This window comes from Streptomyces sp. BK79 (assembly GCF_044142145.1).
Taxonomy (GTDB): domain Bacteria; phylum Actinomycetota; class Actinomycetes; order Streptomycetales; family Streptomycetaceae; genus Streptomyces.
The window spans coordinates 74,334-100,550 of the sequence record NZ_JBHVOC010000005.1 but is presented as its reverse complement, the minus strand read 5'-3'; the positions used below and the strand labels follow the sequence as shown (position 1 = coordinate 100,550).

22 protein-coding genes are annotated in these 26,217 nt (G+C 73.1%); 15 read left to right on the top strand and 7 right to left on the bottom strand.

The window, feature by feature from the left end; all coding sequences use genetic code 11:
• Positions 1 to 99: 99 nt before the first annotated feature.
• Positions 100 to 2,163 (top strand): SpoIIE family protein phosphatase, encoded by a 2,064-nt coding sequence (locus tag ACFIF2_RS07655; protein WP_395571754.1) that lies wholly within the window; start codon positions 100 to 102, stop codon positions 2,161 to 2,163.
• A 94-nt stretch (positions 2,164 to 2,257) separates the two neighbouring features.
• Positions 2,258 to 2,941, top strand: a complete 684-nt coding sequence (locus tag ACFIF2_RS07650; RefSeq protein WP_395571753.1) for a CBS domain-containing protein — start codon at positions 2,258 to 2,260, stop codon at positions 2,939 to 2,941.
• A 72-nt stretch (positions 2,942 to 3,013) separates the two neighbouring features.
• Here ACFIF2_RS07650 and ACFIF2_RS07645 read toward each other — a convergent pair whose 3' ends face one another.
• The 4 genes from ACFIF2_RS07645 to ACFIF2_RS07630 all read right to left on the bottom strand — a co-directional run bounded on the left by ACFIF2_RS07645 (position 3,014) and on the right by ACFIF2_RS07630 (position 8,593).
• Positions 3,014 to 5,233 carry an MMPL family transporter gene (locus tag ACFIF2_RS07645; RefSeq protein ID WP_395571752.1) on the bottom strand — a complete coding sequence of 740 codons (2,220 nt, stop codon included), beginning with the start codon at positions 5,231 to 5,233 and terminating at the stop codon, positions 3,014 to 3,016.
• Between the two features lie 236 nt (positions 5,234 to 5,469).
• Entirely contained in the window at positions 5,470 to 6,561 is a 1,092-nt protein-coding gene (locus ACFIF2_RS07640) for a winged helix DNA-binding domain-containing protein (protein WP_395571751.1), read from the bottom strand.
• A gap of 148 nt (positions 6,562 to 6,709) precedes the next feature.
• A complete protein-coding gene (locus ACFIF2_RS07635; RefSeq protein WP_395571750.1) occupies positions 6,710 to 7,219 on the bottom strand; it encodes a GNAT family N-acetyltransferase in 510 nt (169 codons plus the stop codon).
• 165 nt (positions 7,220 to 7,384) lie between these two features.
• On the bottom strand, positions 7,385 to 8,593 hold the full coding sequence (locus tag ACFIF2_RS07630; RefSeq protein ID WP_395571947.1) for a Cmx/CmrA family chloramphenicol efflux MFS transporter: 1,209 nt from the start codon (positions 8,591 to 8,593) through the stop codon (positions 7,385 to 7,387).
• A 259-nt stretch (positions 8,594 to 8,852) separates the two neighbouring features.
• Between ACFIF2_RS07630 and ACFIF2_RS07625 the strand changes: the two genes are divergently transcribed.
• The 4 genes from ACFIF2_RS07625 to ACFIF2_RS07610 are packed head-to-tail and all read left to right on the top strand — an operon-like array spanning position 8,853 to position 12,845.
• Positions 8,853 to 10,205: an enolase C-terminal domain-like protein gene (locus tag ACFIF2_RS07625; RefSeq protein ID WP_395571749.1), complete on the top strand. Its 1,353-nt coding sequence runs from the start codon at positions 8,853 to 8,855 to the stop codon at positions 10,203 to 10,205.
• The gene (locus ACFIF2_RS07620) at positions 10,202 to 10,957 is read left to right on the top strand and encodes an SDR family NAD(P)-dependent oxidoreductase (protein WP_395571748.1); all 756 of its coding nucleotides are present in this window, start codon (positions 10,202 to 10,204) and stop codon (positions 10,955 to 10,957) included. Before ACFIF2_RS07625 ends, ACFIF2_RS07620 begins: the two co-directional genes overlap by 4 nt.
• Entirely contained in the window at positions 10,954 to 11,988 is a 1,035-nt protein-coding gene (locus ACFIF2_RS07615) for an aldo/keto reductase (protein ID WP_395571747.1), read from the top strand. Before ACFIF2_RS07620 ends, ACFIF2_RS07615 begins: the two co-directional genes overlap by 4 nt.
• On the top strand, positions 11,985 to 12,845 hold the full coding sequence (locus tag ACFIF2_RS07610; protein WP_395571746.1) for an amidohydrolase family protein: 861 nt from the start codon (positions 11,985 to 11,987) through the stop codon (positions 12,843 to 12,845). The genes ACFIF2_RS07615 and ACFIF2_RS07610 overlap by 4 nt, the downstream gene beginning before the upstream one ends.
• A 21-nt stretch (positions 12,846 to 12,866) precedes the next feature.
• Here ACFIF2_RS07610 and ACFIF2_RS07605 read toward each other — a convergent pair whose 3' ends face one another.
• A complete protein-coding gene (locus tag ACFIF2_RS07605; protein ID WP_395571745.1) occupies positions 12,867 to 13,574 on the bottom strand; it encodes a GntR family transcriptional regulator in 708 nt (235 codons plus the stop codon).
• Positions 13,575 to 13,727: 153 nt separating this feature from the next.
• Between ACFIF2_RS07605 and ACFIF2_RS07600 the strand changes: the two genes are divergently transcribed.
• The 3 genes from ACFIF2_RS07600 to ACFIF2_RS07590 all read left to right on the top strand — a co-directional run bounded on the left by ACFIF2_RS07600 (position 13,728) and on the right by ACFIF2_RS07590 (position 16,203).
• Complete coding sequence (locus tag ACFIF2_RS07600) at positions 13,728 to 14,951, top strand: MFS transporter (protein ID WP_395571744.1); 1,224 nt, start codon at positions 13,728 to 13,730, stop codon at positions 14,949 to 14,951.
• 87 nt (positions 14,952 to 15,038) lie between these two features.
• Entirely contained in the window at positions 15,039 to 15,620 is a 582-nt protein-coding gene (locus ACFIF2_RS07595; RefSeq protein WP_395571743.1) for a sugar O-acetyltransferase, read from the top strand.
• 10 nt (positions 15,621 to 15,630) lie between these two features.
• Positions 15,631 to 16,203: a TetR/AcrR family transcriptional regulator gene (locus tag ACFIF2_RS07590; RefSeq protein ID WP_395571742.1), complete on the top strand. Its 573-nt coding sequence runs from the start codon at positions 15,631 to 15,633 to the stop codon at positions 16,201 to 16,203.
• Between the two features lie 63 nt (positions 16,204 to 16,266).
• On the opposite strand, the gene ACFIF2_RS07585 is transcribed toward ACFIF2_RS07590, so the two are convergent.
• The gene (locus ACFIF2_RS07585) at positions 16,267 to 17,565 is read right to left on the bottom strand and encodes a YeeE/YedE family protein (RefSeq protein WP_395571741.1); all 1,299 of its coding nucleotides are present in this window, start codon (positions 17,563 to 17,565) and stop codon (positions 16,267 to 16,269) included.
• A gap of 332 nt (positions 17,566 to 17,897) precedes the next feature.
• Positions 17,898 to 19,799, bottom strand: a complete 1,902-nt coding sequence (gene htpG, locus ACFIF2_RS07580; protein WP_395571740.1) for a molecular chaperone HtpG — start codon at positions 19,797 to 19,799, stop codon at positions 17,898 to 17,900.
• Positions 19,800 to 20,082: 283 nt separating this feature from the next.
• Here htpG and ACFIF2_RS07575 point away from each other — a divergent pair, with 283 nt between their 5' ends.
• From ACFIF2_RS07575 to ACFIF2_RS07550, 6 genes are all read left to right on the top strand, one after another.
• Complete coding sequence (locus tag ACFIF2_RS07575) at positions 20,083 to 20,955, top strand: SGNH/GDSL hydrolase family protein (protein ID WP_395571739.1); 873 nt, start codon at positions 20,083 to 20,085, stop codon at positions 20,953 to 20,955.
• A 27-nt stretch (positions 20,956 to 20,982) separates the two neighbouring features.
• Positions 20,983 to 21,939: a GlxA family transcriptional regulator gene (locus ACFIF2_RS07570; protein WP_395571738.1), complete on the top strand. Its 957-nt coding sequence runs from the start codon at positions 20,983 to 20,985 to the stop codon at positions 21,937 to 21,939.
• A gap of 205 nt (positions 21,940 to 22,144) precedes the next feature.
• Complete coding sequence (gap, locus tag ACFIF2_RS07565; protein WP_395571737.1) at positions 22,145 to 23,143, top strand: type I glyceraldehyde-3-phosphate dehydrogenase; 999 nt, start codon at positions 22,145 to 22,147, stop codon at positions 23,141 to 23,143.
• Positions 23,144 to 23,193: 50 nt separating this feature from the next.
• Positions 23,194 to 23,691, top strand: a complete 498-nt coding sequence (locus ACFIF2_RS07560; protein ID WP_395571736.1) for a peptidylprolyl isomerase — start codon at positions 23,194 to 23,196, stop codon at positions 23,689 to 23,691.
• Positions 23,692 to 23,839: 148 nt separating this feature from the next.
• Entirely contained in the window at positions 23,840 to 25,318 is a 1,479-nt protein-coding gene (locus ACFIF2_RS07555) for a glutamate-cysteine ligase family protein (RefSeq protein WP_395571735.1), read from the top strand.
• A gap of 49 nt (positions 25,319 to 25,367) precedes the next feature.
• A complete protein-coding gene (locus ACFIF2_RS07550) occupies positions 25,368 to 26,201 on the top strand; it encodes a class II glutamine amidotransferase (protein WP_395571734.1) in 834 nt (277 codons plus the stop codon).
• Positions 26,202 to 26,217 lie beyond the last annotated feature (16 nt).

Genomic DNA, 26,217 nt, shown 5'->3' with positions numbered 1-26,217 from the left:
GGCGTAGTGTCCTCATATGGGTGATGATCGGTGTGGCCGACGGCGTGCGGCCCCGCCGGATCCGGTGGGGCACGGCGGCCGTCGGCGGGCGGAACCCTGATGGACAGCGCCATGGCCGCCGTGGTGCGGGACAGCGGTGCGTTCGGCGGCATGCTGTACGTGCTGTCCCCGAGCGACAACGCCTTGTGGCTCGCCGTGATGGCGGGGATCCCGCAGGACATCGCCGCCCCCTGGAGGCGCGTCGCGCCGACCGACCCCATGCCGGTGGCGGACGCCGTGCGCGAGCGGCGCCTGGTCTGGGTCGGCGGCCGGGAGGAGATGGCCCGCCGGTATCCGCGGCCGGCCCTCGTCCTGCCGTACGACTTCGCGCTGGCGGCGGCCCCGGTCGCCACCGGTGGCGACATCAGGGGCGGGCTGGTTCTGCTGTGGCCGGGGAGCCACGGTCCGGTGCTGACTCCTGGGGAACGGGAGGTCGTCGAGGCGGGCTGCCGCCGTCTGGGCGGGACCCTGCGGCAGGCGGCGGACCGGGGCGAGCCGGTGCTGTCCGCGAGCCGGCCCCGGACCCTGCGGCCCCCGGCGGGACGCACCCCCTCCCCCGCCGAGGCGACCGCGCTCTCGGCCTTCGTCGACCGTCTGCCGGGCGGCTCGTGCGCGCTGGACATGAACGGACGGATCACCTTCCTCACCCCGGCCGCGGCGGAGCTGCTCGGTGCCGACCGGGACGAGCTGGTGGGTGCCCTGCCCTGGGAGGCGCTGCCGTGGATGGACGTGCCCCACGTCGAGGACCGCTACCGGGCGGCCCTGGTCAGCCGCGACCCGCAGGCCTTCAGCGTTCTGCGGCCGCCCGAGACGTGGCTGTCCTTCGAGCTGTACCCGGGCCCCACCGGCATCAGCGTCCGCATCACGCGCGGCGGTCCGGCCGACGGTGCCGGGCCGAAGCGGTCCCTGCCGACCGCCGGTCCCAGCCGCGCCTCCGTGCTGTACCACCTGATGCACCTGGCCTCCACCCTCACCGAGGCCGTCGGGGTGCAGGACGTGGTCGAGCAGACCGCCGACCAGTTGCTGCCGGCCCTCGGCGCGCAGGCCATGGTGCTGATGACCGCCGAGGACGGCCGCCTGAGGATCATCGGTCACCGCGGCTACCACCCCGAGCTCATGGACCGCTTCGACGGCGTCCCCCTGAGCTCGGACATCCCGGGAGCCGACGTCATGGCCACGGGTGTCCCGGGGTTCTTCGCGAACTTCGCCGAGCTGCGGGACGCCTACCCGGGCACCACGCACGAGGACGGGATGGCGGCGTGGGCGGTGCTGCCGCTGATCGCGTCCGGCCGCCCCATCGGCTCCCTGCTCATCTCCTACCGGCGGTCCCGGAGCTTCCCGCCCGGCGAACGGGCCGCTCTGACCTCACTGGCCGGCCTGGTCGGGCAGGCCCTGGACCGCGCCCGCCTCTACGACGCCAAGCACCACCTCGCCCACCGTCTGCAGTCGGCCCTGCTGCCCCACACGCTCCCCCGGGTGCCCGGCCTGAAGGTCGCGGCCCGCTACCTGCCGGCGGCCCGGGGGCTGGGCGTCGGCGGCGACTTCTACGACCTCATCCGCCTCGACGAACACACCGTCAGCGCCGCCATCGGCGACGTACAGGGCCACAACGTGGACGCCGCCGCGCTCATGGGGCAGGTGCGTACCGCCGTCCACGCCCACGCCACCGTGGGCGCGCCCCCCGACGACGTCCTGGCCCGCACCAACCGGCTGCTCACCGACCTCGACCCCGATCTGTTCACCAGTTGTGTCTACGTCCACCTCGACCTGGCGACGCGCCGCGCCTGTCTGGCGACGGCCGGCCATCCGCCGCCCCTCGTTCGCCATCCCGACGGGCGCACCGAACTCCTGCGCGTCCAGCCCGGCCTGCTGCTCGGCATCGAACCGGACGCCCGGTACCCGGCGCTGGAGTTCACCCTGCCGCCCGGCAGCGTGCTCGCCCTCTACACCGACGGACTCGTCGAGGCCCCGGGCGTCGACCTCGACGACGCCACCGCCGCCCTGGCCGGTCTGGTCGAGCACGCGGATCCCGCCGACCTCGACGCCATGGCCGACACCCTCATCCGGCACGCGCCGACCCCCGGGGACGACATCGCCCTGCTCCTCATGAGCCCCGCCCCGTGAGGAACGGGGCACTCACGGGACCGGCAGATCGTTTCCACCTGACAAGAAGGACGAACGCCGGCCGGTACGGCCGGCAGCGGAGGAGAGACCCGTAATGAAGCACCAGAGGGTGGGCGACCTGATGAGCGACGCCGTGGTCCGCGTCCAGCGCGGAACACCGTTCAAGGAGATCGCCCACCTGCTTCAGGAGTACGACATCACCGGGGTGCCCGTCGTCGACGAGGACGACCGGCCCGTGGGGGTGGTGTCGGAGGCGGACCTCCTGCAGAAGATGTGGGGCGGCGACCTGGACGATCCCGCCGGGCACGGGGAGCGGAGCGGACCGGCCGGGGCCAAGGCGTCCGCGACGGACGCGGCCGGGCTGATGACCTCGCCCGCCGTGTGCGCGCGCGAGGACTGGAGCGTCGTGGACGCGGCCCGCGTGATGGCCCGGCACGGCATCAAGCGGCTCCTCGTCGTCGACGGGGCGGGGCGGCTGATCGGGGTGGTCAGCCGGAGCGACCTGCTGCGGGTCTTCCTGCGCACGGACCGCGCGATCCGGACCGAGATCATCGAGGAGGCCCTGGTCAACGCGCTGGGCCTGGCCCCCTCGTCGCTGCAGGTCGACGTGACGCACGGCCACGTCGTCCTCAGCGGCCGGCTCCCGGACGACGTGTCCGTGTCCGTGCTGGAGGAGCTGTGCCGGCGCGTCGACGGCGTCGTCGCGGTGGAGTTCAGAGCTGCCGGAGAGGCCGACGCCGGCGATCCGGCGTCCGTCGGCCGCCGACCGGGCCCGTAGCCGGCCTGCCCCGCTACGCGAAAGGCCCCGGTGACCTGGGATTCCAGGTCACCGGGGCGGTACCCCCGCGGGTCAGACCCCCGCGGTCTCGGGTTCGCGGGTGGGTTCCCTGGGCGGGGCGGTGTCGCCGAGTTCCTTGTGGAGCTTCTCGCCCTCGACGTCCACGTTCGGCAGGAGGCGGTCCAGCCACCTGGGCAGCCACCACGCCTTGGTGCCGAGCAGGGCGAGCACGGCGGGCACGATGGCCATGCGGACCACGAAGGCGTCGAAGAGGACCGCGATCGCGAGGCCGAAGCCCATCATCTTGATCATGTCGTCGTTCTCCATGATGAAGCCGGAGAAGACGCTGATCATGATGATCGCGGCCGCCGCGACGACCCGGCCGCCATGGGTGAAGCCCGTGGTGACGGACTCGGCGGCGGACGATCCGTGGACGTAGGCCTCCCGCATGCGCGTCACGAGGAAGACCTCGTAGTCCATGGCCAGGCCGAAGACCACGCCGATCATGAAGATGGGCATCATCGACATGATCGGGCCCGGCTGGTCGACGCCGAAGACGTCCGCGAGCCAGCCCCACTGGAAGACCGCGACCACCGCGCCGAGCGCCGCGGCCACCGAGAGCAGGAAGCCCAGGGCCGCCTTCAGCGGGACCAGGATCGAGCGGAAGACCAGCATCAGGAGCAGGAAGGCCAGGCCGACGACCAGGGCCAGGTACGGGACGAGCGCGTCGTCCAGGGTCTGCGAGAAGTCGATGGTCATCGCGGTCGCGCCGGTGACCAGCATGGTCGCGCCGGTCTCGCCCTCGATGTCGCCGGACAGCGCGCGGATGTCCTTGACCAGCGTCTCGGTGGCCGCCTCGCTCGGCCCCGTCTTGGGCACCACCGTGAGGACGGCGGTGTCGCCCGCCTCGTTGAAGTTGGCCGGGGTGACGGCCGCGGCGTCGCCCAGGCCGGTGATCTTCTTGCCGACGGTGTCGGCGGCGGCCTTCGCGTCGTCCGCGTCCCGCGTGTCGACGGTGACCATCAACGGGCCGTTGAACCCGGCCCCGAAGGACTCCGACAGCATGTCGTAGGCCTTGCGCTGGGTGGTGTCGGGCGCCGAGCTGCCCTCGTCGGGCAGACCCAGTTCCATGCTCGCGGCCGGCACGGCGACCGCGCCGAGGCCGATCACCGCGGTGAGCAGCACGGTCACCGGGCGCCGCAGGACGAAGCGGGCCCAGCGGGTACCGAGCTTGGGCTTGGCGGCCGCCCCGACGGGTGCGGCGGTCGCCTTGCGGTCCTTGCGGCTGAGGGCCTTCTTGCCGGCGAAGCCGAGCAGGGCGGGGGTGAGGGTGAGCGCGATCAGCACGGCGATGCCGACGGTGCCCGCGGCGGCCAGGCCCATCTTGGTGAGGATCGGGATGTTGACCACCGCGAGTCCCGCCAGGGCCACGATGACGGTGAGTCCGGCGAAGACGACGGCGGAGCCGGCGGTGCCGGTCGCGCGTCCCGCGGCGTCCTCGGGGGTGCGGCCCTCGGCGATCTCGGCCCGGTAGCGCGAGACGATGAAGAGGGCGTAGTCGATGGCGACCGCGAGGCCGATCATCATGGCCAGGGTCGAGGTGGTGGCGGAGAGTTCGAGCGTGCTGCCGAGCGCTCCGATGGCGGAGATGCCGATGCCGACGCCGATGATCGCCGACAGCAGCGGCATGCCGGCCGCGACGAGGGAGCCGAAGGTCAGCAGGAGCACGATCGCGGCGACACCGATGCCGATCAGCTCGGCGGTGCCGCCCATCTCCTGCTCGGCCATGACGGCGTCGCCGCCGGTCTCGACGGTGTAGCCGTCGCCGCGCGCGTCGTCGGTGGCCGCGGTGAGCGCGTCACGGGCCTGGTCGGTCATCTCCATGGAGTTGACCTCGTAGGTCACCGAGGCGTACGCGGTGGTGCCGTCCCGGCTGACGGCGTCCGCCGCGAACGGGTCGGCCACGGAGGCGACCTGCGGGCCGTCGCCGAGGGCCGTGACCAGCTGCTCGACCCGGTCCTTGCCGGCCGGGTCGGAGATCTTCTCCCCCTCGGGGGCTCGGATCACGACGCGCGCCGTGGCGCCCTCGGCGCCGGCGGCCGGGAAGCGCTCGTCGAGCAGGTCGAACGCCTTCTGGGACTCGGTGCCGGGCATGGAGAAGGAGTCTTCGGGCGGGGCGGGCGCGGTGGACGCTGCGACACCGGCGCCCATGAGTATGGCCACCCACAGCAGGGCGACGAGACCGCGGCGCCGGAACGCGCGTCGGCCGAGTCGATAAAGGAACGTAGCCACCTGGGACCAATCCGTCGAGGTACGGGCAGGACGAGACCCGGCACTGGGGGAAGGCAGGGGTTCTGACCGGGGTACTCGTCCATGCTCACCCGGGCTCGTCGGCAATTGATCCGTCCCTGGGGCTGGACCGGCGTACTGCATCGGGTGTAGTGCGCCCCCGAGTGCCTCTCCCCCGGGTGGACCTCGCGGGTGATCGGTGTACGCCGCATCCGGTCCCGGGGAGGTGGCGGGCGGGATCAGCCGGTCACCCGGACCCGGTCGCTCTCCTGGTCGGAGAGGAAGGAGGCCAGGGCCCGTCCTTCCTCGGCGACGGCGGTACGGTCGGCCCGGGAGAGGCGGCGCAGCGGGGTGACGGTCACCGTGTCCGCCTCGACCGTCCAGGTCGCCGCGACCCGGCCGTCGACGAGGACGACACGGGCGCCGGTGACCGACAGGCCGCGGTCCTCGTCGTCGATGATGCGACGGCGGTCCTGGTAGCCGAGGACGGCGTTGTCGAACGCGGACAGGAACCGCACCGGGGCCGGAGTGCCGGGGTCGGGGCGTGGCGCGTCGGGGAGGTCCAGGAGTTCCCGGCCGCGCTCGTCGCGGAAGGAGACCAGTTCCTCGCGTACCGAGGCGATCGCGGCGGGCAGTCCGGCCAGTCCGCTCCAGGCCCGCAGGTCGGCCGACGCGGCGGGACCGAAGGCGGCGAGGTAGCGCCGTACCAGCGCCGCGCCGACCGCGTCGGAGCCGTCCGGGGCGGGCGGGTCGACCTCCCGGCCCAGCCAAGAGGCGACCGGGAGGTTGCGCACGCCCGCCCGGGTGCGCCACAGTCCGCGCGGCGGCAGCTGCACCATCGGGATCAGCGCGGCGACCAGCATTTCCCCCAGCGCCCGCGGTCCCGGCCGAGGCCAGCGGTCGGCGACCGCCCGCGCCAGCTCGCTCATGGAGCGGGGCTCGCCGTCGGCCAGGACCGCCCGGCCCGCCGCGGCGAGTTCGTCGAGGTCCACCCCGTCGAGTTCTTGGCGGTAGACGCCGAGGACCCGCCCGCGCAGCATGGCGTCGTGGCGGGCCCGCCAGGCGAGGAGGTCGTCGGCGGTGACCAGGTGGACGGTGCGGCGCATGAGGTGGGTGCGCACGAGGTGCCGTTCCGTCAGCAGGTCGCAGAGCGCGGCGGGATGGAAGGAGCGCAGTCGCGACCACAGTCCGACGAACGGTTCCTGCGGCTCCTGCGCCTGCATGCCGCCGAGGTGCGCCACGGCGTCGAGGACCGGAACGTCGGCGCGGTCGAGCAGCAGTTGGCGGGCCAGGGTCGCGCGGTTGAGCGCCCGGGCGTCGAGAACGGTCATGCGTCCTGCCTCGGTTCGGGTGGTGGCCCTTCGGCCCCGTGGCGCCCATGCTGCCCGGGAATGAGGTCAGGTCGTGACCGCGTCGGCCCGCGCCGGGGCCGCCGGGTCCCGGAGCGGGCCGACGTCGCGACGGGCGCCCCGACGGGGGTCAGACCCCGAACGCGGCCGGGTAGCGGATGGTGCCGGCCGGGACCGGGCGGGTGGCATCGAGGGCCAGGGCCATCAGGGCCTCGTCGGGCACCTCGAAGGACGCACGTACCCCGAAGCGCGAGGCGGGGGTGAAGCCGAACCGCGGGTAGTAGTCGGGATGGCCCAGGACCACGACCAGGTTCTCCCCGCGCGTGCGGGCGGCCTCAAGGGCGGCGCGGACGGCTGCCGATCCCGCGCCGGTGCGCTGGGCCGAGGGCAGTACCGCACAGGGAGCCAGGGCGAGGGCGGGATGCTCGTCGACGTGGCAGCGGGTGATCAGCGCGTGCGCGACCGGGGTGTCGTCCGGGGTGGTGGCGAGCAGGGACAGGCCCTCGATCCACACTTCCGGATCGGCGCGCAGGGCCTCGACGAGGTCGGCCTCGGCGGCGGTGGGGAAGGCGGCGAGGTTGATGCCGCGGACGGCGGGGACGTCGTCGGGGGTCTCGGGGCGGGTGGTCCAGGTGGTCATGGTGGTCCGTTCTCGTCTGCTGTCGTTCGGTTCCTATTCTGTTCGCCCTCTGCGGCCCCGCAGGCCCCGGACGACGTGCGCGACCGGCGTCGCCACCGGCGGGGTGCCGACGGGGTGCCGGCGGGGTGCCGGCGGGTGTCACGCCCGCGCGTCGCCTCCGCCGTGTCACACCCGCTGCGTCGCCCTCGCGCCCGCGGGCTCGGCGGCCATGGTGCCCGTCACGACGCGCGACCGGCTGTGCAGCCGCAGCGAGACGACGACGAAGGCGATCGCCGCCAGGGTCATCGCACCGCCCGCCCAGGCGGTGGCGGCGTAGCCGAGGCCCGCGTCGATCACCGTGCCGCCGAGCCAGGGGCCGCCCGTGTTGCCGAGGTTGAACGCGGCCGTGGTCGTCGCACCCGCGAGGGTGGGCGCCGCACCGGCGACGTTGAACATGCGCGCGTTGAGCGCCGGCGCCGTGTAGAAGGCGGAGACGCCGAGCAGCAGGGACAGGGCGATGACGGCGGCCGGGACCGACGCGAACAGCGCCAGCGCGGCCAGCAGCACGGTCGAGGCGGTGACGCCGGAGAGCAGGACGCCGAACAGGTGCGCGTCGGCGACCCGGCCGCCGATCGTCGTGCCGATCAGCGCGCCGACGCCGAACAGCGCCAGCACGGTCGGCACCCAGCCGTCCGCCAGCCCGGCCACATCCGTGAGCAGGGGCGCCAGGTAGGAGAAGGCGCAGAACACGCCGCCGGCGGCGAGCGCGGTCACCACGATGGACAGCCAGACCTGGCGGTCGCGGTAGATCGCCAGCTCGCTCTTCAGCCGGGGCCTGTGCTCGGGCAGCGGGATGCGCGGGATCAGGGTCACGACTCCCACGAGCGCGACGGCGGAAGCCGCGCCCACCGCCCAGAACGCGGACCGCCATCCGAGGTGCTCGCCGAGGAAGGCGCCCACCGGGACACCGAGGACGTTGGCGATCGACAGGCCGCCGATCATCACCGCCATCGCGCGGGCCCGTGCGGTCGTCGGCACCATCGCGATGGCCACGGCGGCACCCACCGCCCAGAAGCCGGCGCACGCCAGGGCGCTCACGACCCGCGAGACGAACAGGACCTCGTACGTCGTCGCCAGCGCGCCCGCGACCTGGCCGAGGCCGAACACCGAGATCAGCGCGACCAGCGTGGTCTTCCGCGGCAGCCGCAGGGTCGCGACCGCCAGCAGGGGCGCGCCGACCACCATGCCGATCGCGAAGGCGGATATCAGCAGCCCGGCTCGCGGGATCGACACGTCCATGTCGTCGGCGATGGGCGGCAGCAGGCCGGAGAGCATGAACTCGCTCGTGCCGAGGGCGAAGACGGACAGGCCGAGGATGTAGACGGCGAGCGGCATGCGGGACGCAGCGGGCCGTACGGAAGATGCGGGCATGACAGGTGTCAACGGAGTCCCTCTTCCCTCCATTCCCGCGGATCCGTCATCTCCGCGGATCCGTCGCCTCCCTGGGTCCGTCACCCGCGAGGCACGGATCCTATGGGATCTGTCGTCGGCCCGTCGAAGAACCGGCCCGTACACGTGTCTTGACGCGCGATCGGGCCTGCCACACCATCAGAGAGACACAGAATCCTATGTGATTTCGGGTGGGGCAACGACCATGACCGCGGCGCGCATCTCCGACGTCGACGTGACCGACATCCGTTTCCCCACCTCGCGCGAGCTGGACGGCAGCGACGCGATGAACCCCGACCCCGACTACTCCGCGGCGTACGTGGTCCTGCGGACCGACGCGGGCGACGGGCCGGAGGGCCACGCGTTCGCCTTCACCATCGGACGCGGCAACGACCTACAGGCCGCGGCGATCGCCGCGCTGCGCGACCACGTCGTGGGCCTGTCCGTCGAAGCGGTGTGCGCCGATCCCGGCTCGGTCAGCCGGGCCCTGGTCGGCGACAGCCAACTGCGCTGGCTCGGCCCGGAGAAGGGCGTGACGCACATGGCGATCGGCGCCGTCGTCAACGCCGTGTGGGACCTGGCGGCCAGACGCGCCGGCAAACCGGTGTGGAAGCTCCTGTCCGACGCCGACCCCGAGTGGCTCGCCGACCAGGTGGACTTCCGCTACATCGAGGATGCCCTCACCCGCGAGGAGGCCGTGGCCCTGCTCCGGAAGGGCAAGGACGGCGCGGCCGGCCGGGAGGCCCGCCTCCTGGCGGACGGCTACCCGGCGTACACCACGTCGCCGGGCTGGCTCGGCCACAGCGACGAGAAACTCGTCCGGCTCGCCCGGCAGGCGGTCGCGGACGGCTTCACGCAGATCAAGCTGAAGGTCGGTGCCGACCTCGCCGACGACGTCCGCAGGATGCGCGCGGCGCGCGCGGCCGTCGGCCCGGGCATCCGGATCGCCGTGGACGCCAATCAGCGCTGGAACGTCGCCGAGGCCGTCGCGTGGACCACCGCGCTGGCCGCGTACGACCCGTACTGGATCGAGGAGCCCACCAGCCCCGACGACATCCTCGGGCACGCGGCGGTGCGCAGGGGCGTGGCGCCCGTCAAGGTCGCCACCGGCGAACACGCGCACAACCGTGTCGTCTTCAAGCAGCTCCTCCAGGCGGAGGCGGTCGACGTGCTCCAGATCGACGCGGCACGGGTGGGCGGCGTCAACGAGAACCTGGCGATCCTGCTGCTCGCCGCCAAGTACGGCGTCCCGGTCTGCCCGCACGCGGGCGGGGTCGGCCTGTGCGAGCTGGTGCGGCACCTGTCGATGTTCGACTTCGTGGCGCTGACGGGGACGACGGAGGACCGCGTGATCGAGTACGTGGACCATCTGCACGAGCACTTCGAGGATCCCGCCGTCGTCGCGGGCGGGCGCTACGCGGCCCCCACCGCACCCGGGTTCTCCTCCCGGATGCGCGCCGCGTCGATCGCCGCCTACCGCTATCCCGACGGCCCCTTCTGGACCGCCGACGCAGCCGGCGGCCGCCCCGCCGTACGGCAGGAGGGTACGCACCGATGAGTGAACTGTCCGGGCTGAAGGCCCTGGTGACCGGTGGAGCGTCCGGGATCGGCCGGGCCACCGCCGCCCTGCTGGCCGCCCGCGGCGCCGACGTCGCCGTACTGGACCTCGACCCGTCGGCCGTGGACGCGCCCCTGCGCGCCTACCGCGCGGACGTGTCCGACGACGCGTCCGTACGGGCCGCCGTCGCCTCCGCCGCCGCGGGCCTCGGCGGCCTCGACATCCTGGTCAACAACGCCGGCATCGGCGCGGTGGGCACGGTCGAGGACAACGACGACGCCGAGTGGCACCGGGTCCTCGACGTGAACGTCCTCGGCATGGTCCGCACCACCCGCGCGGCTCTCCCCCGTCTGCGCGCCTCGCGCCACGCGGCGGTCGTCAACACCTGCTCGATCGCGGCCACGGCCGGACTGCCGCAGCGCGCCCTGTACAGCGCGAGCAAGGGCGCGGTCCTGTCCCTGACGCTGGCCATGGCGGCGGACCACGTCCGCGAGGGCATCCGCGTCAACTGCGTCAACCCCGGTACGGCGGACACGCCGTGGGTCGGCCGGCTCCTCGACCGGGCCGCGGACCCGGTCGCCGAACGGAGGGCGCTCGAGGCCCGGCAGCCCCTGGGCCGGCTGGTCACCGCCGACGAGGCCGCCGCGGCCATCGTGTACCTGGCGAGCCCGGCCGCCGCGTCGGTCACGGGCACCGCCCTCGCCGTGGACGGCGGCATGCAGGGCCTGCGACCGCGCCCGGAGGGACGGTGACCGGGCCGGGCGGAGGCGGGACCGGCGGGCCGCTGCCCACACGTACCCTCGGCCGCGGCGCTGTCCCGGTCACCGCCCTCGGGTTCGGCGGCGCGGCCGTCGCCGGTCTCTACGAGGCCGTGGGCGAGGAGGAGGCGGCGGCCGCCGTGGACGCGGCCTGGGAGGCGGGCGTCCGCTACTTCGACACCGCCCCGCACTACGGCCTCGGCCGGTCGGAACGCCTGCTGGGCGAGGCTCTCCGCGGCAGGCCCCGGGGCGACTACACGCTGTCCACCAAGGTGGGACGGCTGCTCGTCCCGGACGACGGCGGCGGGGACGACCTGGCCCACGGCTTCGCCGTACCGGCCACGCACCGGCGGCGGTGGGACTTCAGCGCCGACGGGGTTCGCCGTTCGCTGGAGGAGAGCCTCACCCGTCTCGGTCTCGACCGCGTCGACCTAGTGCTGCTGCACGATCCGGACGACCACGAGGAACAGGCGTTCCGGGAGGCCTATCCGGCGCTGGAGGACCTGCGGTCGCAGGGGGTGGTGCGGGCCATCGGCGCGGGCATGAACCAGAGCCGGATGCTCACCCGGTTCCTGACCGACACGGACGTGGACGCCGTGCTGTGCGCGGGGCGCTACACGCTTCTCGAACAGGGCGCGCTCCAGGCCCTGTTGCCCGCCGCGTCGGCGGCCGGCAAGAGCGTGATCGTCGGCGGCGTGTTCAACTCCGGTCTGCTGGCCGACCCGTCGCCGGGTGCGACCTACGACTACGCGGCGGCACCCGCCGCCCTCCTGCGCCGGGCCGGGCGGATGCGCGAGGTCACCGAGGCGTGCGGAGTGCCGTTGCGCGCGGCGGCGCTGCGCTTCCCCTTCGGGCATCCGGCGGTCGCCTCCGTCCTGGTCGGGGCGCGGTCGGCCGCACAGGTCCGGGACGCCGTCGAGCAGTTCCGCCGGCCCCTGCCCGACGCCCTGTGGGAGGGGCTGCGCGGGCGGGGGCTGCTGCCCGGTGGAGTACCGGTGCCGGGACGGGCCGGGTGGGGGTGGTGAGCGTCGTCGACGCCCACCATCACGTCTGGGACCTCGGCGTACGCGACCAGCCCTGGATCTTCGGGCCCGGACTCGCCCCGCTGCGGCGCTCGTTCCTCCTCGCCGATCTCCAGTCGGAGATCAGGCACACCGGCGTGACGGCCACGGTGCTGGTGCAGACGGTCACCGTGGCCGAGGAGACCGTGGAGTTGCTGGCGGCGGCCGAGGACGGTGACCTCGTCGGCGCGGTCGTCGGATGGACCGACCTGACCGCGCCGGGGGTCGCCGACGAACTGGCCCGGCTGCGCTCGCTGCGCGGCGGCGCGTTCCTGCGGGGCGTCCGGCACCAGGTCCAGGCTGAGCCCGACCCCGACTGGCTGACCCGGCCCGAGGTGCTGCGCGGGCTGCGCGCGGTCGCGGCGGCCGGACTCGTCCACGACCTCGTGCTCCTCCCCCACCAACTCCCCTCGGCGACGCGGGCGGCCCAGGCCGTTCCCGGACTCACCTTCGTCCTCGACCACCTGGGCAAGCCGCCCATCGCGTCGGGGCGGCTGGAGCCCTGGGCGCGTCGGGTGCGGGCGCTGGCCGCCCTGCCGAACACGGTCTGCAAGCTCTCCGGCATGGTCACTGAGGCCGACCCCCGGTCGTGGACGGTCGACGACCTGAGGCCGTACGCCGACACCGTGATCGACGCCTTCGGTCCCCGGCGGCTCATGTTCGGCTCCGACTGGCCGGTGTGCACCCTCGCGGCCCGCTACGGCGACGTCCTCGCCGCGACCCGGGAGCTGATCGCCCCGCTCTCCGCGTCCGAGCGCGAGGAGGTGTGGTCGGGCACCGCCCGGCGCGTCTACGGGATCGGCGAGGCCCTCACCGGGTGACCTGACGTCTCAGCCCGGCCGTCAGAGGCGGCTGAGCCGGCGCTCCAGGCTGCGGGTGAGGTGCTCCGCCATCGCCTCGGCGGCCCGTTCCGCCCGGCGGCGCAGGATGGCGCGGACCACGCGCTCGTGTTCCGCGACCGTCGGGGCGCCGTCGCTCTGGAGGCTGCTGAGGCGGAAGATGTGCAGGTGGGAGTGGAGCCGCCGCACCGCGTCCGCGAGCAGGGGCCGGTGGGCGGCCTCGGCGATCGCGTCGTGGAAGCGCTGGTCCAGGGCGGCGAAGTCCCGGTAGGCCGCGTACGGGCCGGCGGGTCCGGGGTGGGCCTGCATGTCCTCCAGGATCGTCTCGACGGCGTCGAGCTGTGACTCGTCGGCGTGCCGGGCGGCCAGCGCGGCGGCCCGCGGCTCCAGGAGCAGCCGCATCTCGAACAGCTCCTCCACCCCCTGCCGGGTCAGCAACTCGGTGGCCCGGTAGCCGGACAGGGAGCGCTTGACGACGAGTCCGTCGGACTCCAGCCGCGCCAGGGCCTCGCGCACCGGGGTCGGTGAGACGTCGAGCGTGCGGGCCAGGGCCTCGATGCCGACGCGGGCGCCGGGGGCGATCTCGTGGTCCATCACCATCGCCTTGATGTCCTCGTAGACGCTCTCGGACAGCACTTGGCGGACCGGCGCCGCGGACGGTCCCGCCGCCTCGGCCGCGGCGTCGGAGACGGACGGGTCGTGGGCCGGCATCCGGGTCTCCTCCCTGCGCTCGCGTTGCGGAGGAGGCGAGTTTACCGAGGGTGCGCCACCGCTCGGGGGCGGGCGACCGTGCCCGGGCGGCAGCCGGGAGCGCCACCGCGAGGGAGTGTACGTTCGTACGCTCGGGCCGGTAGGCTCCGGCGCATGACTGTTGACGTCCTGCGCCGGCCCGCTCCGGCCGCACGGCGGGCCCGGGTGGCCGTCGCCGTGCTGTTCTTCACCAACGGGGCCCTGTTCGCCAACCTCCTGCCGAGGTATCCGCAGATCAAGGAGGACCTCGGCATCGGCAACGCCGCCTACGGACTGGCCGTGGCGGCGTTCCCGGCGGGGGCCATCGCGGCAGGGCTCGCGGCGGGCGTGCTCGTCCGCCGTTTCGGCTCGGCGCGGGTGGCCGTCGGCGGCACGCTGCTGACGGGGGCGGGCATCCTCGCCGCCGCCGTGGGGGACTCGGTGGCGCTCTTCGCGGGCGGGCTGTGCGTGGCCGGAGCGGCGGACGCGTGTACCGACGTCGCCCAGAACGCCCACGGCCTGCGGGTCCAGCGGCGCTACGGACGCAGCATCATCAACTCCTTCCACGCCATCTGGTCCATCGGTGCCGTCACCGGCGGATCCATGGCCGCCGCCGCGATCGCGCTCGGCGTCTCCCGGGGCCCGCACCTGCTGTTCTCGGCCGTGGTGTTCGCCGCCGCCGCGTGCGCCGCCCTGCGGTTCTGCCTGCCGGGTCCCGACACCGAGCCGGACCAAGGGCCCGACGCGCGGGAGCCCGGGGCGGACGGTGACGCTCCGCGGCGGGCGCGGTCCATGCTGCCGGGGACGCGTGTGGGCCGTGCGCTCACCGCGCTGGTCCTCATCGCCACGGCCGGCACGCTCGTCGAGGACGCGGGCAGTTCCTGGGCCACCCTCTACCTCTCCGACTCGCTGCACGCGTCGGTGGCACTGGCGGCCACCGGATACGTCGCCCTGGTCGGGGCGCAGTTCGTCGGGCGCCTCCTCGGCGACCGGCTGGTGGACCGCTTCGGCCAGCGCGCGGTGGCCCGCTCCGGCGCGTTCGTCGCCGCCGCCGGCATGGGGCTGGCCCTGGCCGTGCCCACGGTGCCCGGGACGGTCCTCGGGTTCGCGGCGGCCGGCTTCGGCGTGGCGACGCTGGTTCCGGCGGCGATGCACGAGGCGGACGAACTGCCGGGGCTGAAGCCCGGGTCGGGGCTGACCATCGTCTCCTGGCTCATGCGGCTGGGCTTCCTGCTCTCCCCGCCCGTCGTGGGGCTGGTCGCCGACGCGACGAGCCTGCGGGTGGGGCTGCTGGTGGTGCCGTTCGCCGGTCTCCTCGTGCTCCTGCTCGCCGGGGTGCTCCGGCCCCGGCTGCGCTGAGCGGGGCCCGGCGGGCCGGCTCCCGTCCCCGGGCGGCACGCCGACGGGGAGTGTACGTTCGTACGCTTCCCGGGTACGATCGAGCACATGCCGACCGACCATTTCGCGCAGGACCCCCGCACGAACCTCGAACGCATGGAGGCGGGCGACCTCTACATCGCCGACGACCCCGAGATCGCCCGCCGGCAGCAGCGGGCCGTACGGCTGGCCGCCCGCTACCAGGACGAGTACGCCGAGGACGCGCGGGCCGCGCAGCCGATCCTCGCGGAACTGCTCGGCTCGCTGGGCGCCGAGGCCCACGTCCGCCCGCCCCTGTACGTCGACTACGGCAGCAACATCACGATCGGCGCCCGCACCTTCGTCAACTACAACCTGACCGCGCTGGACGTGGCGGCGATCACCATCGGCGAGGACTGCCAGATCGGGCCGGGCGTCCAGTTGCTCACGCCCACGCACCCCCTGGAGCCCGGGCCCCGCAGGGACAAGCTGGAGGCCGCCCGGCCCATCACCATCGGGGACAACGTCTGGCTGGGCGGGGGTGCCATCGTGCTGCCCGGCGTGACCATCGGCGACAACTCCGTCATCGGCGCGGGCGCGGTCGTCACCAAGGACGTGCCCGCGAACGTGGTCGCCGTCGGCAACCCCGCCCGGCCGGTGCGGAACGTGTGAGTCTGCTCCCATGGCAACCGGACACACGGATCCGCAGCGGCGTGAACGCATCATCGCCGCCACGCTCGACCTGATCGCCGAGGAGGGCCTCGCGCGCGTCTCGCACCGGAAGATCGCGACGCGCGCGGGGGTCCCCCTCGGGTCCATGACCTACCACTTCAGCGGCATCGACCAGTTGCTGAGGGAGGCGTTCGGCCGCTTCACCGACCACATCGTCGCCGTGTTCGACGCCCACCTCGGTGCCGCGGCCGACCGCGAGGAGGCCCGGGCGGCGGTGGCCGACCTCGTGCACGTGCTGTCCGAGGGGAGCCAGCGGGACCTGATCCTGACCCAGGAGCTGTACACCCTCGCCGCGCGCCAGCCGGCCTACCGGGAGCTGACCCACGAGTGGATGCGCCGCAGCCGCGTCCACCTGGAGAAGCACTTCGACCCGGACACAGCCCGCCAGCTCGACGCCCTCATCGAGGGTCTGACCCTGCACCGCGCCCTGGCGCGGGAGCCCCACGGGCGGGCACTCACCCTGGAGGCCATCGCCCGCGTCACCGCCACGGACCGGCGCGACCGGGACCGGCGCACTCCCTAGGGAGTGCCCCCAGCCGTCCGTGCGGCACAGGCCTGACCCCTGTGCCGCACGGACCTGCCCCGTTCAGCAGACGCCGTCGCCCGGCTTGGGGTTGCCCAGGCCGAACAAGGGGCGCAGCCTGAGGCCCACCCAGGTGCCGGCCAGCGCGAAGGCGCCCCACAGCCAGCCGCTGAGGCTGCCCGAGGCGATGCCCGCCAGGTAGGCGCCGATGTTGCAGCCGCCGGCCAGGCGGGCGCCGATGCCCATCAGGACGCCGCCGAGGACCGCGGCGAGCGCCGTGCGCCAGGGGACGCCCCGGTGCAGGGCCCACGTGCCGCCGAGCGCCGCGGCGACCGCCGCGCCGATCATGATGCCGATGTCGGTGAGGCTGGTCTTGTCGGCGAGCACCGGACCGGCGAGCATCTCGGCGTTGCCGGGCCGCTGCCACCACGTCCAGTTCTCCGGGTGGCCGCCGAGCGCGCCGACCAGCTCGGAGCCCCACAGGCTGAAGGCGCTCGTGACGCCCCAGGCCCCGCCGGAGACCAGCAGCACACCGGCGCCGAGCACGGCCAGCACGAGGGCGCCGGCGGCCAGTGGCCAGGAGCCGCGGACGGCCCGGACGGCCGCGCCGCGCGCCGAGGGCACGGCTCCGAGGGGCGGCGGATTGCGACGGGCCTGGACGCGCCGGGTGACGAGCACCACCAGGATCAGCGCGACGATCGTCACGGCCCAGGAGCCGAACCAGCCGATGTGGTCGGAGAGCACGACCGGTTCCCAGGCCGGGAGGTCCTTCCACAGGTCGAACTGCCAGGCCGCGAGGGTGGCGCCCGCGATGAAGCCGCCGAGGGTCAGCACGATCGAGGTCTGCCCCGAGCCGACCGCGAACAGGGTGCCCGAGGCGCAGGCGCCGCCCAGCTGCATGCCGATCGCGAAGAGCACCGAGCCGGCCAGCAGGCCCACCCCGATCGGGCCGGCGGACGGGGCCGGCTGCGAGCCGAACAGGCCGGTGCCCGTGCCGATGAGCAGCGCGAACAGGGTGGCCGTGGTGCCGAGCAGCAGGGTGTGGGCACGCAGCCCGGCGCCGTTGCCGACGGCGACCAGCTGCCGCCAGGCGGAGGTGAAGCCGAACCGGGAGTGGAACAGGGCGACACCGAGGCCGAGACCGAGCAGGAGCAGCAGCCCCGGCTTCGCGCCGTGCGCGGACCACACGTACGCCGTCAGCGCCGCGGCGAGCAGGCCGGACACCGCCAGCGGCGTCCGCCGCACCGGGGGCAGGGGCGGCGCCTCGGGCCGCGGCGAGGAGGTGGGAGAGGGGGCGAAGAGGGCCGCGGGCGCGCGCGGCGGCGCGGCCGGGGTCGGCCCGGCCGGGGGTGCGGTGGTCACGAGGAATCTCCGGTGTGGTGCACGGGGACGGCGGACGACGCGGCGGGACCGGCGGCGCGGGACACGCGGCCGGTACGGGGCTCAGCGGCGACAGAGACCGTCGTCGACGCACCACGCCGAGTTCGCGAAGAGCGCGAGGCACAGCAGCGGAGCCGATGCATACATGCGTGCGAATATACGGAGCGGGGCGCTCCGGATGCCAGGCCGTCTCGCCATGCGGATGGCGGGACGGACGGGAGGCGGGCGGAGCGCCCCGGGGCGGGCGCTCACGTCCGGCCGGGCGGACCCGGCCGGACGATGCCGGCCCGAGCGGACGATGCCGGCCCGAGCGGCTACAGCGCGCGCTCCAGGCGGTCGGCCACGAGCTTGACGAACCGGGCAGGCTCCTTCGGCCGGCCTCCCTCGCCGAGCACCGCCAGGGCGTGGAGCAGTTCGGCGGTCTCGGTGAGTTCCGTGCCGTCCTGCTGCTGCGTGTAGGCCCGGTTCAGGGACTTCACCAGCTGGTGCTCCGGGTTGAGTTCGAGGATCCGCTTGGCGTGCGGAACCTCCTGGCCCATCGCCCGGTACATGTTCTCCAGGGCGGGCGTGAGCTCGTTCGCGTCGGAGACGACACAGGCCGGCGAGACCGTGAGGCGGGAGGAGAGGCGGACCTCCTTGACGTCCTCCTTCAGGTGCTCCGACATCCAGCCCAGCAGACCCGCGTACTCCTCGCTCTGCTTGTCCTTCTCGGCGTCGGTCTTCTCGTCCCGCGCGTCGCCGAGGTCGATCTCGCCCTTGGCCACCGAGCGCAGCGGCTTCCCGTCGAACTCGCCCACCGCGTCGACCCAGACCTCGTCCACGGCGTCGGTCAGGAGCAGCACCTCGATGCCCTTGGCGCGGAACGCCTCCATGTGCGGGGAGTCCTCGATGGCCTGCCGGGACTCGCCCGTCATGAAGTAGATGTCGGACTGGCCGTCCTTCATCCGCTCCACGTAGTCCTTCAGCGCGGTCGGCTCGTCGGCGTCGTGGGTGGTGGCGAACGAGGAGGCGGCGAGGATCGCGTCCCGGTTCTCGGAGTCGGTCACCAGGCCTTCCTTGAGGACGGCGCCGAACTCCCGCCAGAAGGTGGCGTAGCGCTCGGGCGCGGAGGTCCTGAGGTCCTTGACCGTGGCCAGCACCTTCTTCGTCAGGCGGCGCTGGATCATGCGGATGTGGCGGTCCTGCTGGAGGATCTCGCGGGAGACGTTGAGCGAGAGGTCCTGCGCGTCGACCACGCCCTTGACGAAGCGGAGGTACGGCGGCAGCAGTTCCTCGCAGTCGTCCATGATGAAGACGCGCTTCACGTAGAGCTGGACGCCGCGCTGGTAGCCCTGGGTGAACAGGTCGTGCGGGGCGTGCGAGGGCACGAACAGCAGGGCCTGGTACTCGAAGGTGCCCTCCGCCTGGAGCCGGATCGTCTCCAGGGGTTCGCGCCAGTCGTGGGAGATGTGCTTGTACAGCTCGTGGTACTCGTCCTCGGACACCTCGTCGCGCGGGCGCGCCCACAGCGCCTTCATCGAGTTGAGCGTCTCCGCCTCGCGTGCCTCGGCCCCGTCCTCGGCCGGTTCGGGCAGCAGGCGGATCGGCCAGGTGATGAAGTCCGAGTAGCGCTTGACGATCTCCTTGATCTTCCAGGCGGACGTGTAGTCGTGGAGCTGGTTCTCCGAGTCCGCCGGCTTGAGGTGCAGGGTGACGGAGGTTCCCTGCGGCGCCTCGTCGAGCCGCTCCAGGGTGTAGGTGCCCTCGCCGCGCGAGGTCCAGCGGGTGCCCTGGGTCTCTCCGGCGCGCCGGGTCACCAGGGTGACCTCGTCGGCCACCATGAAGCCCGAGTAGAAGCCGACGCCGAACTGTCCGATGAGCCCGTCGGCCCCGGCGGTGTCCTTGGCCTCGCGCAGCTCCTGGAGGAACTTGGCCGTGCCCGAGTTGGCGATGGTGCCGATGAGGTCGGTGACCTCGTCGTACGACATCCCGATGCCGTTGTCCCGCACGGTGAGGGTGCGGGCCTCCTTGTCGACGTCGAGCTCGATGTGCAGGTCGGTCACGTCGACGTCGGGGGCGTCGTCCCGCAGGGCGGCGAGACGGAGCTTGTCCAAGGCGTCGGAGGCGTTGGAGACGAGCTCGCGCAGGAAGACATCCTTGTTCGAGTAGACGGAGTGAATCATCAGCTGAAGGAGCTGACGCGCCTCTACCTGGAACTCAAACGTTTCGGTCGGCATGGCTGGTGAGTACCTCACAGGTCCACGGTCGTCTGCACTGGCGGTAGTCACTTTAGAACAGCGCGGGCGGCCGTCGTGGCCGGTAGGAGATCCTCCGGCACGGCGGCCCCGGCGACCGCTCCCGCGTCACGGGATTCAGGGCGCCGCGTGACAAGAAGTCGTGTCAGCAGCGTTGACGCAAAGTCAGAGCGCATGCACATTACTTAAAAGTAGAACCGATCGGTAACCGCGGCCGCACGCTCCCCCCACCTCCCCGTGCCCACGTCCAGAGAAGAGAGAGCACATGCCCAAGCATGTCCTGCGCCGTGTCATGACCGCGACAACAGCCGCTGTCGGCACACTGGCCCTCGGTCTCACCGACGCCACCGCGCACGCCACCCCCACCCTGGACTACGTCGCCCTCGGCGACAGCTACAGCGCGGGATCCGGCGTCCTGCCGGTCGATCCCACCAACCTGCTCTGCCTGCGCTCCACGGCCAACTACCCGCACGTCATCGCCGCCGCCACGGGCGCCCGCCTCAAGGACGTCACCTGCGGCGCCGCGCAGACCTCGCACTTCACTCAGGCCCAGTACCCGGGCGTCGCCCCCCAGGTGAACGCGCTCAGCGCCGAGACCGACCTGGTCACCCTGACCATCGGCGGCAACGACAACAGCACGTTCATCAACGCCATCACGGCCTGCGGCTCCGCGGGCCTCCTCAACGGGGGCAAGGGCAGCCCGTGCAAGGACAGACACGGCACGTCCTTCGTCGACCAGATCGAGACCAACACCTACCCCGCGCTCAAGGAGGCGCTGCGCACCGTCCGCGCCAAGGCGCCGGGCGCCCGGGTGGCGGCCCTCGGCTACCCGTGGATCATGCCGGCCACCGCCGACCCGTCCTGCTTCGCGAAACTGCCGATCGCCGCCGGTGACGTGCCCTACCTGCGGAGCATCCAGGAGCGCCTCAACTCCGCCGTCCGGCGCGCCGCCGAGGAGACCGGCGCCACGTACGTCGACTTCTCCGGGGTGTCCGAGGGCCACGACGCCTGCAAGCCCTCGGGGACCCGCTGGATCGAACCGCTCCTCTTCGGCAACAGCCTCGTCCCCGTCCACCCCAACGCCCTCGGGGAGCGGCGCATGGCCGAGCGGACCATGCAGGTACTCGGCCTGAGCTGACCCGCGCCCCCACGTACGCTGGCCCTCGTGCCGTCCTCCCGCCTGCGCCGCGTCGCCGTCCTCGTGCTCGAGGGAGCCAAGCCCCTCGACGTCGGCATCCCGGCGCAGGTGTTCACGACACGCGCGAGCATGCCGTACGAGGTGCGGGTGTGCGGTGCGGCGCCCGGCCTGGTCACCGGCGGCGACGGCCTGTCGTACCACGTCGCCCACGGCCTGGAGGCGCTGGCCTGGGCCGACGTGGTCTTCCTGCCCGGTTACCGCGCCCCCGACCTGGACGACCCCCCGCGGGCCGTCGTCGACGCGCTGACGGCGGCCCACGGCGGGGGCGCGCGGCTCGCCGCCATCTCCACCGGCGCCTTCGCACTGGCCGCCACGGGGCTGCTCGACGGGCGGCGCGCCACCACCCACTGGCACTACACGCGGGCCCTGGCGGCGAAACACCCCCGCGTGCGGGTCGACGAGAACGTGCTGTTCGTGGACGAGGGCCGGGTCCTGACGTCCGCGGGCGCCGCCTCCGGCATCGACCTGTGCCTGCACATCCTGCGCGGCGACCTCGGGGTGGCCGCGTCGAACCACGCGGCCCGGCGCCTGGTCGCCGCCCCCTACCGCAGTGGCGGCCAGGCGCAGTACGTGCCGCGCAGTGTGCCCGAGCCGCTGGGCGAGCGGTTCGCCGCGACCCGCGAGTGGGCGCTGCGCCGGCTCGCGGAGCCCCTCACCCTGGAGGCGCTCGCCCGGCACGCGGCGGTGTCGGCGCGCACGTTCTCGCGGCGCTTCGTCGAGGACACCGGGTACACGCCGATGCAGTGGGTCATGCGCGCCCGCGTCGACCTCGCCCGCGAACTGCTCGAACGCTCCCAGCTGAGCGTGGAGCGGATCGCCGCGGACGTCGGGCTCGGCACCGGCTCGAATCTGCGGCTGCACTTCCAGCGGATCCTGGGCACCACTCCGAGCGAGTACCGGCGCACCTTCACTCACGGGGAGTAGTCCCCGGCCCCAGCCCCGCCGCCGGTCCCGTCCAGCCCCGCCGCCGGTCCCGTCCCATGTCCTGCCGCCGGTCCCGTCCCATGTCCTGCCATGCCGTGCCGCCTGGCGCGATCCTTGCGAACCATGGCACTCACGCCGCTGCCGCCGGTGCGGTCCGCGCGCGAACCTGGTGGCACCGCACGGCGAACCGGAAAGGGCATCACCCATGACTCGCATCGGCATCAACGGCTTCGGCCGCATCGGACGCAACGTGCTGCGCGCGCTGCTCGAGCGCGACAGCAAGCTCGAGGTCGTCGCCGTCAACGACCTCACCGAGCCCGCCACCCTCGCCCGGCTCCTCGCCTTCGACACGACGGCGGGCCGGCTGGGCCGCCCGGTGACCGTCGACGGGGACACGCTGGTCGTCGACGGGCGCCGCATCAGGGTGCTCGCCGAACGGGAGCCGGCCCGGCTGCCGTGGGCCGAGCTGGGCGTCGACCTCGTGCTGGAGGCGACCGGCCGCTTCACCTCGGCCGACGCCGCCCGCGCCCACCTCACCGCCGGCGCGCGCAAGGTCCTGGTCAGCGCGCCCTCGGCGGGCGCCGACGTCACCCTCGCCTACGGCGTCAACACCGACGCGTACGACCCCGCCGCGCACACGGTCGTCTCCAACGCGTCCTGCACCACCAACGCGCTGGCGCCGCTGGCGTCGGTGCTCGACGAGCTGGCCGGCATCGAGCACGGCTTCATGACGACGGTGCACGCCTACACGCAGGAGCAGAACCTCCAGGACGGTCCGCACCGCGACCCGCGCCGCGCCCGCGCCGCCGGGGTGAACATCGTGCCGACCACGACGGGCGCCGCCAAGGCGATCGGCCTGGTGCTGCCGAACCTCGACGGCAAGCTGTCCGGCGACTCGATCCGGGTCCCGGTCCCGGTGGGTTCGATCGTCGAGCTGAACACGACCGTCGCCCGCGAGGTGACCCGCGAGGACGTGCTGGCGGCCTACCGCGCCGCGGCCGAGGGCCCGCTCGCCGGCGTGCTGGAGTACTCGGACGATCCGCTGGTCTCCTCCGACATCACCGGCAACCCGGCCTCGTCGATCTTCGACTCGGCCCTCACCCGCGTCGACGGCCGGCACGTCAAGGTGGTCGCCTGGTACGACAACGAGTGGGGCTTCTCGAACCGCGTCATCGACACGCTCGAACTGCTCGCCACGTCCTGAACGGGCAGGCCGGTGCGACAGGGGCGGGACCCGCAGGTCACAATGGTGCAATGAGCAATTGCAAAGTTTATTTCGACATCGACATCAACGGCGAGAACGCGGGCCGCATCGTCTTCGAGCTCTTCGAGGACGTGACCCCGAAGACCGCCAAGAACTTCATCGAGCTGGCCACCGGCGAGCACGGATACGGTTACGCGGGCTCCCCGTTCCACCGCGTGATCCCGCAGTTCATGCTCCAGGGCGGTGACTTCACCAACGGCAACGGCACCGGGGGCAGGAGCATCTACGGCGAGAAGTTCGCCGACGAGAACTTCCAGCTGAAGCACACCGGCCCGTACCTGCTCTCCATGGCGAACGCGGGTCCGAACACCAACGGCTCGCAGTTCTTCATCACCACGGTCGCCACCCCCTGGCTGGACGGCAAGCACGTCGTCTTCGGCAAGGTCGTCGAGGGCACGGACGTGGTCGACAAGATCGAGGGCTACGGTTCCTCCCCGTCGGGCCGCACCTCCGCGAAGATCACGGTCCGGGAGTCCGGCAAGCTCTGAGGCCGACCGGCCGCACCAGGACCTGACTCGGACGGGGCCCACCGCACACGGCGCGGTGGGCCCCGTTCCCGTCCCGTCTGGTGGGGTCCGCCGGGTGATGCGACGCTGGGGTGGAGAAGTGCCCGAGCGAGGCGACCCGGGAGGGCCGATGGGACGGGACGTCCCGGCGCTGGTCTTCACCCGCGAGGACCGCCGCCGCTACCGGATCAAGATGCAGGAGTGCCTCGACGCCTTCGCGCAGATGCTGCGCGAGTCCCGGTTCGAGACCGAGCGGCCCCAGGTGGGGCTGGAGATCGAGCTGAACCTGGTCGACGACGAGGCCGAGCCGGCGATGCGCAACGCCGACGCGCTCGAAGCGATCGCGGACCCCGCCTGGTCCACCGAGCTGGGCCGGTTCAACCTGGAGATCAACATCCCGCCCCGGACCCTGACGGCGGGCGGCCCCGACGCCTGGGAGACCGAGATCCGGGCCGCCCTGAACCACGCCGAGGACCGCGCCCGGACGGTCGGCGCCCACCTGATCATGGTCGGCATCCTGCCCACGCTGCGCGAGTCCGACGTGGGCGAGGCGGCCCTGTCGGAGAACCCGCGCTACCGGCTGCTCAACGACCAAGTCTTCGCGGCCCGGGGCGAGGACCTGCACATCGAGGTGGACGGCGTGGACCGGCTGCGGACCTACGCGGACACGATCATGCCCGAGGCGGCCTGCACCAGCACGCAGTTCCACCTCCAGGTCTCCCCCGACGAGTTCGCCGACTACTGGAACGCGGCCCAGGCGATCGCCGGAGTGCAGGTCGCCCTGGCGGCCAACTCGCCCTTCCTGCTCGGCAAGGAACTCTGGCACGAGAGCCGTGTCCCGCTGTTCGAGCAGGCCACCGACACCCGGCCGCAGGAGATCAAGGCCCAGGGCGTGCGGCCCCGGGTGTGGTTCGGGGAGCGGTGGATCAACAGCGTCTTCGACCTCTTCGAGGAGAACCTGCGCTACTTCCCCGCCCTGCTGCCCCTGTGCGACGAGCAGGACCCCGCACAGACCCTGGACCGGGGCGACATCCCGGAACTGGGCGAACTGACCCTCCACAACGGCACCATCTACCGCTGGAACCGGCCCGTGTACGCGGTGGCGAACGACGTCCCGCACGTCCGGGTGGAGAACCGCGTGCTGCCCGCCGGCCCGACCGTCGCCGACACCCTCGCCAACGGCGCCTTCTACTACGGGCTCACCCGCGCCCTGGTCGAGGAGGAGCGGCCGGTGTGGTCGCGGATGTCGTTCTCGGTCGCCGAGGACAACCTGCACACCGCTGCCCGGCACGGCATCGAGGCCAGCCTCTACTGGCCCGGGGCGGGCGAGGTGACCGTGCCGGAACTGGTGCTGCGGCGGCTCCTGCCACTGGCGCACCGGGGGCTGGAGCTGTCGGGCATGGACGCGGCATGGCGGGAGCCGCTGCTCGGCATCATCGAGCAGCGCTGTGTCACCGGACGCAACGGCGCCGTCTGGCAGAAGGAGATGTTCCACCACATCGACGCGACCGCCCACCCCGGGCGGCACGAGGCGCTGCGCCGGATGACGCGGCAGTACATGGACTACATGCATCTCAACGCCCCGGTCCACACCTGGCCGGTCGAGTGACTGCGGCGCCCCGCGCGGTCGGCGCCGGGGGCCAGGGAGGCGGCAGACGATGTGCCGATGGCTCGCCTATTCGGGAACTCCGGTGCTGCTGGAGACCATCCTCTACAAGCCCGAGCACTCCCTGATCGACCAGAGCCTGCACGCCCGGATGGGTGTGGAGACGACCAACGGGGACGGGTTCGGCGTCGGGTGGTTCGGCCCGGAGATGGCGACGCCCGCGATCGTGCGGGAGATCGGCCCGGCGTGGAGCAACCGCAATCTGCGGGAGATCGCCGGACACGTCCGTTCGTCGCTGTTCTTCGCGCACATCCGGGCCTCCACCGGAAGTCCGGTGCAGCAGACCAACTGCCACCCGTTCCGCCACGGCCGCTGGATGTGGATGCACAACGGGGCGATCGCCGAGTTCCACCGCGTCCGGCGCGACCTCGCCCTGGCCGTCGATCCGCGGCTCTTCCTGGACATCGAGGGGTCGACCGACTCGGAGATGATGTTCTACCTGGCCCTCACGTTCGGTCTGGAGGACGATCCGCCGGCGGCCGTGGCGCGGATGGCGGGGCTGGTGGAGGAGATCGGTCACGAGCACGGGGTGGAGTACCCGTTGCAGATGACAGTCGCCGTGACCGACGGACGACGGCTGTGGGCGTTCCGCTACTCGAGCCAGCAGGACTCGCGCTCGCTCTACTACAGCTCGGCCGTGGAGAGCCTGCGCGCGCTCCATCCCGACCTGCCCTTCCTGCGCGAGGCGTCCGACGACACCCGCCTCATCGTGTCCGAGCCCCTGGGCAACCTGCCCGGGGTGTGGAACAAGGTGCCGGAGAGCAGTTACGGCGTCGTCCAGCCCGAGGGCGACGCCATGTTCCCCTTCGTCCCGCGACCCGGGTGACCCCGTTGACACGAGC

Coding starts and splice junctions, on each gene's coding strand:
- ACFIF2_RS07655 (WP_395571754.1), top strand. CDS start 100: ATGGACAGCGCCATGGCCGCCGTGGTGCGGGACAGCGGTGCGTTCGGC.
- ACFIF2_RS07650 (WP_395571753.1), top strand. CDS start 2,258: ATGAAGCACCAGAGGGTGGGCGACCTGATGAGCGACGCCGTGGTCCGC.
- ACFIF2_RS07640 (WP_395571751.1), bottom strand. CDS start 6,561: ATGACCGTTCTCGACGCCCGGGCGCTCAACCGCGCGACCCTGGCCCGC.
- ACFIF2_RS07635 (WP_395571750.1), bottom strand. CDS start 7,219: ATGACCACCTGGACCACCCGCCCCGAGACCCCCGACGACGTCCCCGCC.
- ACFIF2_RS07630 (WP_395571947.1), bottom strand. CDS start 8,593: ATGCCGCTCGCCGTCTACATCCTCGGCCTGTCCGTCTTCGCCCTCGGC.
- ACFIF2_RS07625 (WP_395571749.1), top strand. CDS start 8,853: ATGACCGCGGCGCGCATCTCCGACGTCGACGTGACCGACATCCGTTTC.
- ACFIF2_RS07620 (WP_395571748.1), top strand. CDS start 10,202: ATGAGTGAACTGTCCGGGCTGAAGGCCCTGGTGACCGGTGGAGCGTCC.
- ACFIF2_RS07605 (WP_395571745.1), bottom strand. CDS start 13,574: ATGCCGGCCCACGACCCGTCCGTCTCCGACGCCGCGGCCGAGGCGGCG.
- ACFIF2_RS07600 (WP_395571744.1), top strand. CDS start 13,728: ATGACTGTTGACGTCCTGCGCCGGCCCGCTCCGGCCGCACGGCGGGCC.
- ACFIF2_RS07595 (WP_395571743.1), top strand. CDS start 15,039: ATGCCGACCGACCATTTCGCGCAGGACCCCCGCACGAACCTCGAACGC.
- ACFIF2_RS07590 (WP_395571742.1), top strand. CDS start 15,631: ATGGCAACCGGACACACGGATCCGCAGCGGCGTGAACGCATCATCGCC.
- htpG (WP_395571740.1), bottom strand. CDS start 19,799: ATGCCGACCGAAACGTTTGAGTTCCAGGTAGAGGCGCGTCAGCTCCTT.
- ACFIF2_RS07575 (WP_395571739.1), top strand. CDS start 20,083: ATGCCCAAGCATGTCCTGCGCCGTGTCATGACCGCGACAACAGCCGCT.
- gap (WP_395571737.1), top strand. CDS start 22,145: ATGACTCGCATCGGCATCAACGGCTTCGGCCGCATCGGACGCAACGTG.
- ACFIF2_RS07560 (WP_395571736.1), top strand. CDS start 23,194: ATGAGCAATTGCAAAGTTTATTTCGACATCGACATCAACGGCGAGAAC.
- ACFIF2_RS07555 (WP_395571735.1), top strand. CDS start 23,840: ATGGGACGGGACGTCCCGGCGCTGGTCTTCACCCGCGAGGACCGCCGC.
- ACFIF2_RS07550 (WP_395571734.1), top strand. CDS start 25,368: ATGTGCCGATGGCTCGCCTATTCGGGAACTCCGGTGCTGCTGGAGACC.